Source organism: Anaerocolumna jejuensis DSM 15929 (genome assembly GCF_900142215.1).
Taxonomy (GTDB): Bacteria; Bacillota; Clostridia; order Lachnospirales; family Lachnospiraceae; genus Anaerocolumna; species Anaerocolumna jejuensis.
This window is the reverse complement of record NZ_FRAC01000006.1, coordinates 30,805-46,976: the sequence shown is the minus strand read 5'-3', so window position 1 is coordinate 46,976 and position 16,172 is coordinate 30,805. Positions and strand designations below refer to the sequence as shown.

At 42.3% G+C, this 16,172-nt stretch carries 7 protein-coding genes; all 7 read right to left on the bottom strand.

Going from position 1 to position 16,172, the window contains the following annotated elements; genetic code table 11:
• Positions 1-53: 53 nt before the first annotated feature.
• The 7 genes from BUB77_RS00190 to BUB77_RS00160 all read right to left on the bottom strand — a co-directional run bounded on the left by BUB77_RS00190 (position 54) and on the right by BUB77_RS00160 (position 15,934).
• Positions 54-2,108, bottom strand: a complete 2,055-nt coding sequence (locus BUB77_RS00190) for a DUF2264 domain-containing protein (RefSeq protein WP_073271622.1) — start codon at positions 2,106-2,108, stop codon at positions 54-56.
• A 354-nt stretch (positions 2,109-2,462) separates the two neighbouring features.
• Positions 2,463-3,023 (bottom strand): VanZ family protein, encoded by a 561-nt coding sequence (locus BUB77_RS00185; RefSeq protein ID WP_073271619.1) that lies wholly within the window; start codon positions 3,021-3,023, stop codon positions 2,463-2,465.
• A gap of 286 nt (positions 3,024-3,309) precedes the next feature.
• The gene (locus BUB77_RS00180) at positions 3,310-10,557 is read right to left on the bottom strand and encodes a DUF5695 domain-containing protein (protein ID WP_073271617.1); all 7,248 of its coding nucleotides are present in this window, start codon (positions 10,555-10,557) and stop codon (positions 3,310-3,312) included.
• A gap of 57 nt (positions 10,558-10,614) precedes the next feature.
• The gene (locus BUB77_RS00175) at positions 10,615-11,484 is read right to left on the bottom strand and encodes a carbohydrate ABC transporter permease (protein ID WP_073271614.1); all 870 of its coding nucleotides are present in this window, start codon (positions 11,482-11,484) and stop codon (positions 10,615-10,617) included.
• Complete coding sequence (locus BUB77_RS00170; RefSeq protein ID WP_073271611.1) at positions 11,481-12,407, bottom strand: carbohydrate ABC transporter permease; 927 nt, start codon at positions 12,405-12,407, stop codon at positions 11,481-11,483. Before BUB77_RS00170 ends, BUB77_RS00175 begins: the two co-directional genes overlap by 4 nt.
• Positions 12,408-12,489: 82 nt before the next feature.
• On the bottom strand, positions 12,490-13,914 hold the full coding sequence (locus tag BUB77_RS00165) for an ABC transporter substrate-binding protein (protein WP_073271608.1): 1,425 nt from the start codon (positions 13,912-13,914) through the stop codon (positions 12,490-12,492).
• 79 nt (positions 13,915-13,993) lie between these two features.
• Complete coding sequence (locus BUB77_RS00160; protein ID WP_073271607.1) at positions 13,994-15,934, bottom strand: glycoside hydrolase family 127 protein; 1,941 nt, start codon at positions 15,932-15,934, stop codon at positions 13,994-13,996.
• Positions 15,935-16,172: the final 238 nt, after the last annotated feature.

Below are 16,172 nucleotides of genomic sequence, written 5' to 3'. Positions count from 1 at the left end.
TATCAAGAGTAACCTAAAACACAAAGCCTCAATTTCGTATTACCTATCTGAAATTACAGCTGCAGATTTCCCTCTATCCCTTCGAACTCAATTACTTTTCTGCTTCCATCTTTAAGCAGCACATTTACAGGGCCGTAACCACCGCATTTTTCCTTGTCCTTATAAGTGACTGAGGCAATGGGAAAAATTTCTTCTTCCCCAAATTCCTCCAGGCTTTCTTTCGTAATCACCTGGGAAATCATAATATAAGGCTCATATCCGTATTGCTTCTTTTGGGTAAGCTTTCCATAGACCACAATGGATTTTGCAGAGTCCGGATTAGTTCCCTCACTGTGGAGGAGTGCAATCTCATCCCAGCCATCATACAGTGTCATTGCAAGCTGCTTTTCTCTTCCGGTGAAATCGTGTCCTTTCAGGATGATTGCTTTTGCATTTCCTTTTTCCAGCTGTATTATCTCTGTTCCGTTATCCGGAAAGCCATAGGCACCCAGGGTCAAAGTTATGGGCCTGCGATGAAGCTTAAGCTTATCCACTCTGATTATTCCATAAGGCACCGGAAAATCCGCAAGATTCACTGCCTGAATCCAGGTGCTTTCCTTGGATAATTCGTAATGAAAGAACTGTCTCCGGTATAATACCCCCTCTTTCTTTCCATGCCAGAAGGTAACATTTCCTTTGGTATAGTCACCGGATGTCAAATCCTTTAACACATACTGCTGTGCTTCCACATCTGCAGAAGGTGCCGATTCCCATGGATATTTGGTGTTAAAGCACAGCTTGGAATAATTCCACATGCCATGCTCATCCCCGATATTCTTTACTACCTTGCCAGTCCGCAGAATAGTCTCTCCGTTGGCTCCATGGTTGGTAAAGCAAAGGGCCGGTCCGTCAAGGGTTGTCTCTTTCAGCTCCTTTTCCCCTAGCTTATCCCAGGTGCCGTTATTCTCTCTGGCTGTCCAGAAAGGATGGTCTGCCGGCAAATGCAGGCAGATAAATGCCTTCCCAAGCCAGAAGGGTGATTCCGCACAGGAATACCCCTGGACCAGGGGCGTGAACTGCCCGTAAAATCCCAGGGTAGGAATCCCTTTATAGAGGAAGTCCTCTCTGGTCAGAAACTGCAGCAGCGAGCCGGAGGCAATACGTCTGGCTCGCCCGGGGTCCGCCTCTGAGCTTTTCAGCAGCATATTTCCGTCAAAAGCACTGGTAGCCGCATTCCTGTAAATGTTGCTTCTTCCCCACATATTGGTAAAGCCATCCCTGTCAAAAAAGTCCCCATAGGTCTCCATTAATTTATTGGAATTCTCTTCGAATTTTTTCGCAAGATAAGGCTCCTTTTCATAGCCGTACCAAAGATTCCAGATAGGTGTATATACATTAAATGCCCAGCAGGAATAGTAATCAAAGGAGTGCCCATCCCGGTACCAGCCGTCTCCGGCATAGAAATTAAGGATTGCCTGGGCGTGGTCCCTCATGATATCCTCATCAATGGGGTACCCTTCCCTGTATAAAAAAGCCATATCCAGCATATTGAACAGGCGCCAGTTCTGGGGAACTGTACTGGCATGGGCATAACCAGACAGAAAGGCAGCTATGGTATCCTTTTCTTCTTTGGTATATGTGTCCCAGATTTCTGCTTTGCAGTTCCACAGGCACACTACCAGGGCACATGTCTCAACCGTCTGCTGGAAGGTTCTGAAAGGATCACGGGTTCCTGCTAATTCTAATTGTTCCTCATAATTTCCAACCGAATTTACGTCGCTTCTGGTACATGCCCGTAATACCTGCTCCTTATAATAGTCCGTGAGCCTGTAATTACAGACGGTAATATCCGGATCATTATGAATCAATGGTGCCGCCAGAAAGAAGGATCTTGCCAGTCCTTCAAAAATCTCCGCTTTTTTTTCAATTTCCTTTTGTCCCTCAGCCGCATTCTTATGAGGATAGGTAACTTCCGTTTCTTTTCTTGGCATGATTACGGGATCATGAATCGATTTAATATTCTGAAAGATACCTGTTAAAAGATACTCACCTGCTTCTATCCAGCTCTCTCTGGTAAGCCCTGTGTAGGGACTTATTGTATAATCCAACGTTTTAGGCTGAAAAATCATTTCATTACTGCTCCCTTCCTATTTTACAGACAAATAATTCCTGCCCGGTCAATTTTTTATTCCTGCTTCGTTCTGTCAGGGTTTCAACCATTTCTTTATTACTTCCGAAACACTTTCTGCCCATTTTTATTTATTCATATTTATTTGGTATTCAATTTCCCTTCTCCAAATAAACTTGTCTTCATTAATTGTATGATTTTTGGATACTGCTTTAAATAGCTTATAATGTTTTTTACTTACTTTTTCTGCTTTTTTATGAAAAACTATTACCTGCTCACTCTAACACTTTCCGATTCATGTCAAAGTGTTAGAGTAGGATATATATTTCATGAGTATATGACCGTTGCCTTGTATTTACACGGAATCCCCACTATGCATATTAGGCTCATTATAGTTTGACTTTATGGAATTTAATATGACATTCACGAACGGTCTAAAAATTATATATAGTATATATCCGATGATTCCACCAATTGTGTTTGTAATTAAGTCTGTTATATCAGATGATCGGAAACCACTGATTAATGGCTGAAGCAGCTCAATACCAAGACTGAATAGAAATGTCCGCAGTATGCACATGAATAGATTATTTTTTTTACTAATAGGCATTAAAAATCCAAATGGAATCATCATTATGATATTCAGTATTATTTGCCGCACTGTATCGCCTCTTCCTGAAAAATAATCGTCAAAAGGCAGCATGTTCATTGGCACATAAGGGTGATTAAAAATAAAAGGAAGAGAAACAATAATAGGCATAAGTGTCACATAGAGTACCAAAATTATATATACATAGAAAAGTGTATTAACCAGTAAAACATCTTTCCCTTTGAACTTCCATTTTTTAAAAAGATAAATAACGTATATTAGAATCAAAACAATAATGTCAACAAAACATTTAATTCCATTTCCCATAGTTAGTCCCCTTTATAAAATAAATAATATTCAATAAATCTATCGTTTAATTATACAACAATAGACTCAACTTCACAAATCCAACTCATATTCGAGGTGTTAAACCAAAGTGGACACATCCTTCACACAGTTAGCAGTCATTTTTCTTATCAAGTATAATAATATGTTGAGATGCACAACAACAGAAAGTCACTCCCGGAATTACAGAAAACCGCTGCCCTGTAAATTAGGACAGCGGTTTTATACTTCCGTTTGCCGGCATTAGATTAACCCTTCGGCAACTCTCTTATTTCACTACTACTTTTGTCTTTTTCGTTACTTTTCCAATGGTTACAATAACGTAATCCGTACCTTTTGATACAGCAGCGGCTTTCCCATTCTTATTAATGGTAATGATTGATTTATTTAAAGTCTTCCATTCCGCATTCCTTAAATCCAATCCTTTTGCAGCAATTTTAAACACAAAGGTACCTCCCACTTTTAAGGAAGATGTACTGCTGGTAAATTGAATACTTGCTTTCTTAACAGTTATCTTTGTCTTTATAATGACGGTTTCGTTGTAATAGAGCTTGATAACGGTCATGATGGCTGCCGTTCCGGCTCCTGCTGCTGTGACCCTGCCATTACCATCCACCTTAACGACTTTTTTATTACTGGATTTGTAAGTAATCGTCATTGCACCCATTGCACCATTGGAAGTCTTATTATTCAAAGAAGGTACGATTTCTAAAGTGGAAGGTACCTTAACCGTTATTTGTGCCCTGTTATCACAGGTTCCTCCGGCATAAAGAGTATTTTGATTAATTGACACCTTAATCTGCTTCGGCAGTGATGTAACAACTTTGTTATCTGCAGGCTTTGGTAGTACTACATAATCTGAACAATGAATCAGATTAATTGTGATATAGCCCTCAGAATCTACAGAATAGTCTGAACTGTAAGGCAGGGTTTCCAATGTATTGGTATCCTCATTGTAATAATACAAATATACTGTGCCGCTTCCCTTCGCCATTATATCGCCTGCATATACTCTGACATCTGCCTGTGCCGGTAATATCCCTTCATGATGAAAGCTGATAACAATGCCGGTATTTGCATCAGGAGTTGTGGACAGCAGCTGTTTTACAGAAGTCAGCTCAGAAACCTTTTTAACCGATAATACAAGGTTTACATCCTTTAAGCTTCTTGAGGAATTTGCCAGGTTCTCTCTGTCAAAACTCCAGGAGAAAAACTCTCTGCCATTCTCATCTTTCGCAGATACCTTAATACTAATACCTTTCTCTTTTGCCGCCTTTAATAATTCTTTCGGAAGCTTAATATTTATCCGGTCAAGCTTATTACCTGAGAGAACCTTACCTGGCAATACTACCGAGATATTCACTTTATCCAATTTGCCGTCGGCTGCCTGATGAATTAAATCGTCTGTAATAATGGGAATTTCAATGGCTTGTTGGGAGGAATCCTCCTTTTCCAATTGTTTTAGAAGGTCCTCCGTATCGATATGCACTGAGATATCCATTAATCCTTTTTGGCTCGTAACCGATAACGAGGCAGATGCCTTCCCAGCCCCTCCCCTGACTGCCACAACAACAGGCAGCGCAACAACCGGTGACACCACAGGCGTTTGGGGTGAATTCGGAACGGGTGTTACGGCAGGTGCTGCTGCCTTAAAGGTAACCGGCTTTTGTACAACAGAAGAATCCAACCATCCTTCTTTTGTACTGATTGCCTTTAGCACCTTGGTTTCACCAGCCTTATTACCTGTAAATACTTCAAATACACCATTATATCTGCTGGAATTCTTATCTGGCTGGGAGCCGTCCAGTGTATAATAGATTACCGTTGAATCCTCTGCAGCACTCAATCTGACAGATACCCTGGCATTATTCTCTAGCTCCAATATATTTACCGGCTCTGTCAGAATAACCGGCGCTGACAACTTCTTAGGAACAGCCTCTTTAGGAAGGAATATAATAGCCTTCTGGGCAATACTGGAATTAATCCATCCCGGTATTGCCTGGATAGCCTTGATAACAACTGTCTCTCCGGCCTCATTGTTCGCCGATACCACAAATTCGCCTGTGTATAAGGGAGAATTTACTGTTGGCACAGAGCCATCCGTTGTTACATAAATGGCTGACCCGGTCACAGAGATGGCTGACCCCGAAACCGAAGCGGCAGGTTCAATAACCGCAGAATCAATCTTAACCAAAACAGCACCCTCATTTGAAACTGCCGAGGTATCCGTTGGATTAGTCGTAATAATAACCTCCGGAACCCTTGAAACTTTTGAGCCGATTACTTTCCATTCAACCAATCCGAGGCCAACATCACTGCTGTCACTCTCTTTTGTCATAGTCACTCTGAAGGCAGTTGTTACAATCTCATCAAAGACAGTTGTGTTAAAACCATCCAGATTAATTTGATAGCCTGCCCCATTGGTTACTTCCTTCCAGGCGCCGCTACTGTCAAGATATTCGTATATATAACCTGTAGGAGTATGGATTCCTCCGCCGTCATTCCAGATATAAAGCTCGGAAGAGCTGATTTTAATAGGTAATCCCCAGGTATAGGTCACGGTTTCCGAGGTAACATCCGGGTGTCCCCAGGTGCCCCAATGGCTGCATTCCGACGAATTGGAGACACTGGATACTGCTCCGTCATTGACTGATGAGAGTTTTTCCCAGGAGGAGGTGTAGCTTGCATATACACTTGCACAAAATGCCATGTTATTTCCAATGGGAGTCAGTGAAACAATAGCTGTATTTAAAGCATTTGCTGCTGAATCAACTGCTTCCTGGGTACTGTTTTTATCTTCCGCAACTGCTTTTGCAAGAGCAAGAGCTGCTATTACATTCTCCATACCTGCCGTGAATAAGCTCGCCTTTAAGCCTTCCGCGGCAGAAATAGCCGCATTTAGGGAGGCTTTCTCTACAACCGTTCCCTGCTTAAATGCGTATACCCTCCATTCAATCACGCCACAGCCCAGTGCTGCCGGCGTCATGGTTACTCTTAAGGCTTTTGTCACAACGGCATCAAAGGAAGTCTTATTATAAGTATTGGTTTTAACACCCAGACCGGCTGCATTTGTTACAGAGCACCAATTCCCTTCTTCATTCAGATATTCTATGCTATAATTAGAAGGACAGAAATTACCGCTGCCATCTTTGAAGAAGTACATATCAATTCCTGTTATAAGCTGTGTATCTGTCCAATTATACTGAATCCAGGCAGGTGCACTGTTGTTACCGCCCCAGTTATGCCATGCTCCATGGCTGGTATCGGCAGAATTCTTCGGATCAAACCCGTCATTTAATCCCTTAACACCTCCAAGATCCCCTGGATTATTATAAATGGCACTTGGTGCTGCATCTCCCGCAATATTCTGCAAGGTTCCCATTACAACAATAACAGTGACTGATACCGGAATCTCCGTCCCCTTCAACCTGCCCTTTACGGTAAAGGTACCTGCTGCTGCATAGCTTCCAGGAGAAACGGCATCCCAAACTACCTCATAGGGCTCGTATACGCCATCTGAGAATAAAGCATTTACTTTTACGGGTAAAGCTGGGGCAATACCGATATTCGTAATAATGGCAGCTGTCTTTGCGCTAAGGATTTTATGATCTCCGCTGCCATAAGCCTTTTTCATTTCCTCTTCTGTCATGGCTGTTGATTTTACAATAAAGTTATCAATGGTGCCCTTTAAGAAGGGATTGGATTCGATATTTGATCTGCCGATTAAATATCTCTGATTATCCGTATTTATATCAGCCAATACCAATCCGGTATTACTTAATTCCGCCTTCCTGATACCATTAATATAAAGGATATAGTCATCCCCCTTTGCTGTTAATTCAATATTTTTCCAGTAGCCTGGAGCAAATTCAACACCGGTGGATGCCTGCCTGCCATTTATGGTCATGCTGACGGTATTCCCGTTGATAAATTCAACTGCCATCCGGTCACCCAATTCAAACAGTGTTGTTTTATTGGTCTGATCTCCGGCGAGCTTAACATCCATGGATATGGTAGCATTCCGCAAATTCCTGGTTAAGGCCCCCGGTAGTTCGACATATCCGCCTGATATGCTTCCTGTGAACAGAACGCCTTTTCCTTCTTTAGCGTCTGCCAGGGCTGAATTATCATCTATTGCTGCCTGTAAGGAACCGCTCCTTGAATTGGCCAGGAGTTTATTTGTTCCGACTACAGTACCGTCATCAAAAGTAAAATCGGCTACTGTTTCCGGAAGGGCAGGGTCCGGTGTGACGGTGACCCTGATTTGTTTGGAGGTACTTAATTCACTGTCATTTACGGTTACTTCAAATACATAATCACCGGTTTTATCAAAAGTGACTTTTGTAATTTGCTTATCAGGTGTGGCAAGGGAAGCTACAGCATCTGCCGGAGTGCTTACTGCTTTCCAGCTGTAATGCAAGGTACTGCCGGTATAACCGTCATCGGCAGCAGCTGCTGCCAGTCTTGTGTTATCAGAGACAGCAACCGTTTTACCTGCATCAAGTGTTACCACCGGTGCTTTATTCTCCGATGCTGTGCCTGCCTTTATCACTACTTCGGCAGTTGCTGCCGCAGGCAGTGCAAGGGTTACGGCAGAGGCTTTCTGCTCTGCCGAGCGGAAACTACCGGTTAATGTGCCGTTTACAAAAACCTCATAAAAACCTGGCTGTAATCCGGAAACATTTACGTCCGTAGTGTGGGCGCTCTTTTCCAGGTTCTTCACGGACAATTCAACCAAAGTATTATCTTTCGCCACCTTTGCACTTGTATACTGATCTCTGTCTAATTCAACATACAGCTTTTGATTGATGAAATTTAATCTTGTGGAAAGGCCATCCAGCGGAGTCACCCTGTAGCCTCCGGCTTCTTCTGCAACATTGCATCCATATCCGAATAATCCGAAGACCGGATCGAGTACAACATCAGAGGACAGAATCTGCAATGCCCCAAACAGACCAAGGTCTGATTCACCGGACATCTGACGCCATCCATTGTGCAGGCTGCCTCCGCCGGTACCCTGCCCGCCCAGATTGCCAAGCTCTGACTGATAGGTCCAGGCAACTGCGCCAATATTTTCACCATCCGCATCAATTTGACCGGAGTTAATGCAGGTTAGATTTGCCAGCTTAGCCCCATAGTTTAAGCGGGAAGCAATGGCTCTTTCCGTTTCTGTCATTCTATTATCCTGGAGCCTTAACCAGTCATCCATACAATAGCCGGCTAACGCAGCCGTATACTGGAATTGCCACCAGGCATCCCCGCAGATGGTAGTGGGGTCGGCATAATAATACCATACCGGCTGTAATCCGCGGCAGGCTCTGGTTTTTAAATCAATCTTATTCATCATTGCTCTGGCATTGTCCTCATCGGCTGCAAGATTCATCTTTGCCAAAGTATATACGGCCTCTTCACCGGTATTATCATAGGAATATTCGGAGCCATAGGGATATTTGGTGTTCTTGAAATTATCATATTTTCTCGCCATAATATCTTTTACAGCCTGCGCTTCGGAATAATACCCTTCCTTCTCAAGGGCAGAGATAATATCAGGCGTTGTCAGTTCACCCATAAGTCCCGTTGACCAGTTATAAGATACGGTACTGCCATATAATGCCTTTAAGATATGGAAGGCTCTTAATAAATAGGTATCTGCGTCTTCCGTGTACCGAATCATATCCGGGTACTTTGATGCAAGCTTATACATTGAAAAATAAGTATTATAGATATGGGGATATGCATATCCCCTATAGGTCGGAGAAGAGTTGGGAGATTCCATCAGGAAATCATGAATCAGATAATCCTTCTGATGCTCTCTCATTAACCCATTCCAGACGGCAATATCCAGATATTCATCAACAGCCTGAATTTCCTTTGCAACAGGCTGATATACATTTTTCTCTGCGATATACTCACCATGGGTCAAGGCCCAGTCGTCACCCCATCCCCAGTAATTCTTCTGCCAATAGGCAGGGTCTGTTTCCGCACGTCTTTTTTTAGAGTCCATCATCCAGTCATCAAATACCTTGTCACTTATAGCAAGGGGAGCATTAAACTGTGTTTTCTCTACCATGAAATCCGAGTGTGCGGCAAGGGCTGAAGCCACATCATCCATCATGTAGAACTGCAGAACGGTTTGGCTCTTCCCGCCGTTGTAGGTTAAGGTCACATTGTTCTGGCCCAGGTCTCCAAAATGCACATCATACACATGATACTGCTCCCCATCAAGAATTACGGTTTTATTATATTTCACCCAGGTATTTTCTGCGGTTTTCTTGCAGGCAGGCAAGTTGGACACAATGCCTTTTCCTGTAAATATATTCATCTCATGGGGGCATTGTACTGAGAAGCTGATTTCATCCTTGCTTAAAGGTGTATGTAAATAAAATTTTCCAGGCATATTTATGGAATAAGCCATACCGGGTACGGCAACCGCATCAATAATACCTTCCTGGTAAAGAGCCGACTTCATATTCGTATCATCTTTTACACCGCTGAAATTGAAGGCATAGGTTCTGGATTCACCGGGAGCCAGCTCCAGTTTTGTACTTCCGAGATATCCCCGGTTTGTTTTCTTAATATCATCAGAATACATATAATAAACATTCAGGCCGCTTGCCCAGCCGGACTGATCCTGGCACCACTCCTTTTCATCGGAAGCACGTTCCTCTGTCCTCCAGTGGTCGGCATATTCGAAGCCGGCATTGGTACCGGTATCGGGAGTCAATAACAAATACATTCCCAAACCGCTTGGTCTGGTAACATAGACATAGGAGGACTGCCTGCCGACAAAATAATGGTCAACAGTTCTGGTCTCATATATTTCTTCTCCGCCGGGCCATCTTTCATTAAAGGGCATGGGAAGTCCAAAATCTCCGATGGTCAGCTTTTCTTTCTTTGTATTCTTGACAGTGATTTCCCAGCGGAGCTTATCACCAACAAGGGAGTATGTCTCAATCAGCTTGAAATCCTTGATACCTTTTGCTTCTGCCGCATTTTGATAGGTAACGACCACTTTATTATTCTGCAGCTCAACAGTTCGTCCGCTATCTGACCGGCTGGTATTCTGCTCCGTATATTCTGCCGCATCACCTGCTTTTGCACGGAACATTAATTCACCCAGCCATTGATGTCCGGCGGTATTCTGACTGGGAGAATTCCTGGCATTCATTACATAATTGGTGGGGTAATCGTCGCCCTGTAGCTGTAAGGAGGTAATCTGGCCGTATTTACCGGTCTCAACAATAAAATACCTGTTGACCATTTTATATCCGTCCGAGGTCTTTGTAACCACCGCTGTATCTGACAAAGGTGCTTCCTCAGGCTGTTCTGATACCTTCCTCCCGCTTTCTGTTTCCGTTTTCTTAAGTGCTGTATCCGTAACCGATACTGTTGCAGCCGGTGTTCCGGTTTCCGCTTTTGCATACATCGAAGGTGGTAACAGAGTGATAAGCATAGCGCTTGACAGTACAACCGACAAGCAGCGCTTAACCGCTCTTAAATCCAAAAGTCCTTTCATTTCCAAGCTCCCTTCCGAGTTTGCTAAACGTTATTTTATACGGAGTTTACTGCTTTCCTAATTTTTCATCCCTGTCATTGTAATGCCTTCCACAAAATACTTTTGTCCTATGAGATAGAAAATCACACCCGGTGCAAAGGACAGGCATGTTGCACACATAGTCAGTGACCAATCCTGTTTTAATTGCCCTCTGAAATTTGTGAGTCCCAAGGCTATGGTGAATTTATCAGAAGAATTAATATAAACCATCTGTTGAAGCAAATCATTCCATAGGCCAATGAAAATAAATAATGCTACAACGATCATTGCAGATTTAATTGCCGGTAGAATGATGTTGAATAATATTCGAAACCGTCCGGCACCGTCAATAGTGGCAGCTTCGTCCAGTTCCTTCGGTATTGTCATAATAAATTGACGGATTAAAAATATATTAAAGGCACCGCCCCCGCAAAAATACGGAAGAATCAGAGGCAAATAGCTGTCATGGAGTCCAAGTCCCCGGGTCCACATAATATAGAGAGGAATTAATGTGACCATGGGGGGCAGGAGCATGGACCCTACACATAAAGTCCAGATGAAATTTTTACCTCGGAACCGAAGCCTTGCAAAAGCATATCCGCAAATTGTAGCAGTAAATGTTCCTGCGAGGCAGGCGGGCACTATAATCTTCATGGTATTAAAAAAATATTTCCAGAATTTAAAAATCTCCAGGGCTTTTTTGTAATTTGAAAACAGCCATTTCTCCGGCAAAAAAGAAGGCGGATATTTATAGATTTCTGCATTCGTCATAAGCGAGGTGCGAAAAATCCACCATATCGGGAACAGTACAACAAATGTAAGTAAAATTACTATGATAAATGAAACAATATTCCCTGCCATTTCACTTCTTTTCCTGCTTTTCATTTTCCTATGTGCTGCCATACTCATTTTTCGTCGCCTCCTTCATAGAAAATCCAGCTTTTTGATGTACCAAATAAGATAGCTGTAAAAACAGCTATAATAACAAAGATAATGAAGGATACGGCGCAGGCATATCCCAGCTTATTATTCACGAAGGCCTGATCGTACATAAGATAGGTCATAAAGCGGGAGGAATTTCCCGGACCGCCGTTGGTTAATGACAGGGCTGGAGTAACAATCTGAAGATTGGCAATCAAACTCATTAACAGGTTATAAAAAATAATTGGCGTCATACATGGTAGTGTTACATTGCAAAAACGCTGCCACCCATTGGCTCCGTCAATTTCGGCCGCCTCGTGATAAACTTTCGGAACATTTTGCAGTCCTGCCAGGAAGATAACAATAAGATTACCGGAAAGCCAGACAGCTATTAAAGCAAGGGAAGGAACCACATATTTTGAATCGGCGATGAAAAGTATTTTGTGGATTCCCAGCTTAGATAACAGATAATTAAAAAAGCCGAAATTCGCTTCATATAACCAGGCCCAGCCGACGTAAACTGCTGCTGCCGGAAGGACATACGGAACATAGAAAACTGCTCTGAAGAAGCTTCTTGCAGGGACTTTCCGATTTAACAGCATGGCAATAACTAAGGAATATATCATGCTTCCGAGTACTGAAATTACTGCAAAATATATCGTAACAACAATGGAATCCTTAATATATGGGTCCGTGGTAAATAATTTTATGTAATTATTAAGGCCGATAAACTTTGGCGAACTCAACCCGGTCCAGCGAAAAAAGCTGATTCCGAACACTCCAACAAGGGGCAGATAGGTAAGGAAAATCAAACCCAGAAAGGCCGGAATAAGGCAGATATACGCAGTACGCTCCTCGTTGAGATGAATCCGAAAATGACGTTTGCGTGAATTATTTATATTTTTGCTCATATAACACCTCATGTTTTCTAAAAGAAGGATGACCACCTTCCTGCTTTCAATACTGGTGCGGTCACCCTTCCACAAATTTTATTTACTGGTTGCCGTCATGAGCAGCCTTTAAAGCATCAAGATTTTTTGTAATGGCATCCTTTGCCGTTGTCTTTCCCGTCCATACGTCACCAAGGACTGAGCCGAGGAGAGTATTAAAATCAGTGGTATGATTAGTATAGAACCAGGAAGCAGATTTTGCAGCGGATGATTTTGCGTAGTCTACAACCGCACTCTTATACTCAGCATAGGGAGGAAAATTCGGATTATCCACCCACTTATGGGTCAATGTTTCATCGGTATACCACTTGTCAAGAGTGGGCATCCAAATGCCGCTTTCTATTAAGCTCCAGCTGTTTTCTTCCGAGTTGTACCACTTAATCCATTCCATTGCTTCCTTGGCATGCTTTGTCTGAGAGAACACCACATTAGCTCCGCCGGTACTAAGTGTTACTTTATCCTTCATATAAGGCAATACCGCTACGCTATAGCTAAGGCCTTCGTCCTTGGCTGTATTAAGACAAGTACCTACATTCCAGGCACCGTTCGTCGTCATAGCTACGGTTCCTGCAATTAGGGAACGCTGAACCCCATCATCTGTCTGACCAACGGACAAGGGAGCCACATAGTCCTTCAAATATAAATCAGCGACCTTCTGAATTGCTTCCACACTTGCATCTTCACCAATTTTAACCTCGGAACCATCACTTGAATAGAATCCGCTGCCATTGCTGAGTGCCCATGTCTCCAGCTGCCACGGTAAGTTCTCTACCATACATCCGTACTGCGTTATACTCTGGTTATCAAATCCATCTTCCCCTGGATGCTTTCCATTCTTATCAACCGTAAGCTTTTTAGCAGTATCCACAAATTGCTCCCAAGTCCACGCCTGGTCAAAAGATGCCGGAGGATAAGCAACATTTGCTTTATCAAACATGTTTTTGTTATAATAAAGTACCAGAACTTCATTTGCCGCAGCATAAGCTACAGTTGCTCCTTTATACTTATATGCCAGACTGTCTAAGGGCTTTGAATCACTGCCTTCGTACATGGAGCTTACATCATTCAGCATACCCTCGGAAGACCACTGAACAACACCATCTTCCTTTAACATACCGGTGTCAGGCAGCTGCCCTGCCGTAGCCATTGAGTTAAGCTTCGTCATGTAGTTTTCCCAGGGAATAGATACGACTTCAACCTGTATTCTATCCTGAGAAGCGTTGAACTTGTCGGCAACTGCCTGTGTTTTACTTCCCTCTTCCGCACTGCCCCACATTGAGTAAGTAATCTTAACCTTTTCAGTACTGGTCTTTGTGTCCTCTTTTGAATCAGCTTCCTTGCCGGAATCCTTTGGAGCATTGGTAACTTTGTCCCCGCTTGTGTCGGTTTCACCTTTACTGCATCCTATAAAGCTAAAAACCAGTATGAATGTCAGTAAAATTCCCAAAAATTTTTTTACTTTTTTCATTAATTCCTCTCCTTTTTATTATTTAATTATCCTGCAACCGTTGTTGAGAATAACTATTTTTAATAAACCCCAAAATAAATCAGATACTTTCCTTCATCCATACCAGCATCTCTCCGGTTTTACGGTTACCCCAATAGGGGTAAGGTATCAAGGTCAGTACCTTTTTGTTAAATACAGGCTTTTGCTCTGAATAGAGCTTTTCAGCTTCCCAGCCCTCCTGTATCATTTTTCTGCCTTCGCATTGTATTACCATGGTTCCGCCCAGCATTTCACTGTCATAGTGTTCTGAAAGTTCTGAAGAAGTATCGATATAATAAGCCGGCAGATTTGCTTCATTATCCATTTCTTCCAGGCAGTATACAAGCGGTCCCTTCATTACTGCCACTTTTCCTATATCTTCTTTTACAAGGGGATTTGCTCTGATAAAGCGGGGTGTAAGGTCAAAATAAATATCAATGGTTTGATTTTGTATTTCTAATTCCAGGGCACAATAACCACCTGAATATTTCAGCGTCTCAATATTTCTTCCATCAACTGATACCCTGCAGCCTTTTACGTAGTCAGGGACACGTAAATATATCTTCCCGTTCACAGCCGCTTCACTGCTTAATTCGATTCTTATGTATCCCTCATAGGGAAATTTAGTCTTCAGTTCCAGAGAAACTTCCTGATTGCCTATAATGGATTTCGTCTTACTGGAAATAAACAGATTGACCCAGATTGCGTTATTCTCAGCAAAATATATATACTCCCCCAACGATGCAAGGGTACGTGCAATATTCGGTGGACAGCAGGCGACTCCGAACCAAGGCTGCCGGGTTGGTTTTACATGCTCCTTTGAGGTTCTTGGTATACAGTTATCCGGCCATACCTCCAAAGGATTTACATAGAAAAAGCTTTTTCCGTCCGCAGCAATTCCGGACAATACCGTATTATAGAGTGCTCTTTCCACCACATCGTAGTATTTGCTGTTTTTCTCAATCTGCGCCATTCTTCTTCCGAACAAGGCCAGTCCGATGGAGGCACAGGTTTCCGAATAATTGCAGTTGTTCGGAAGGTCATAATCTGTCGTAAACCGTTCCAGTAATCCGGAGCTTCCGATGCTTCCCGAGATATACATCCTTCTCTCAACAATGTTATTCCATAATGCCTCACATACCGAAAGCAATTCTTCATCGTTATATGCTGCTGCGATATCTGCCATTGCCGAATACATATAAACAGCCCTCACCGCATGGCCCTCCGCTGTTTTTTGTTCTCTGATGGGAAGATGTGATTGAGAATAAGAAACATCATAATCTTTCAGTTCGTCAAATATCCGTTTAAAATCCGGCCTTTTCATCTCTTCCATGAAGTAATTCGGCTGTTCCCCTCTTCTGTCAAGAAACATTTTTGCCTGTTCCAGATACCGTGTTTCACCGGTAACTTCATACAGTTTAAAAAGGCCGATTTCCACTTCCTGATGCCCCGGATAACCCTTTGAATTTTTCAAAGGAGAAAATTCATCACAGATTAAATCAGCAAAGCGCTGCATAATATGAATAAATTTGTCTTTGCCGGTCGCGCGGTAATATGCAACCGCCGCCTCCATAAAATGACCGGCACAGTATAATTCATGACCTTCCTGGAGATTGGTAAAACGAAGGCTCTTATCCTTTATGGTAAAGTATGTATTAATGTAACCGTCCTCCTGCTGAGCCGCTTCGATCAAATCAATTACTTCATCAACGGTATTCTCCAAATCTTCATCCGGATGAACCGCAAGGGAATATGACACGGCTTCAATCCACTTAGCAAGATCGGAATCCTGAAAAACAGCCCCATAAAATTCTCCCGTTTCCTTTTCTGCGGCTATTTTAAAGTTTTTGATACAGTGACTTGTTTCAACATTCTCAAGCCTGTCATTAAGAATATCCCACTGATATGGAATAAGTATATCTTTTACAAGCTCCAAATATCTGTCCCAAAAGGGGTCACTGATTCTAACATTTTTTAATGGAATCATATTTAATTTTTTCATACGGTACCTGCTTCCCTCGTTTTTTATTTTAAAAGCCACAACATTTTTATCAGGAAATTATTAAGAAATATATGAAATTAATAATGTTTATTAATTGTTTTAAAAATCGAAAGATAACTTTTTTGATATTGTTATATAATTGATATCTAATTGCTATCTTTTAGATTTTATCAATACTTTCAGATGATTCTCAGCTAGAAAGTGAATAGTAGTCCACATAAATTAAACGTTTACCTTG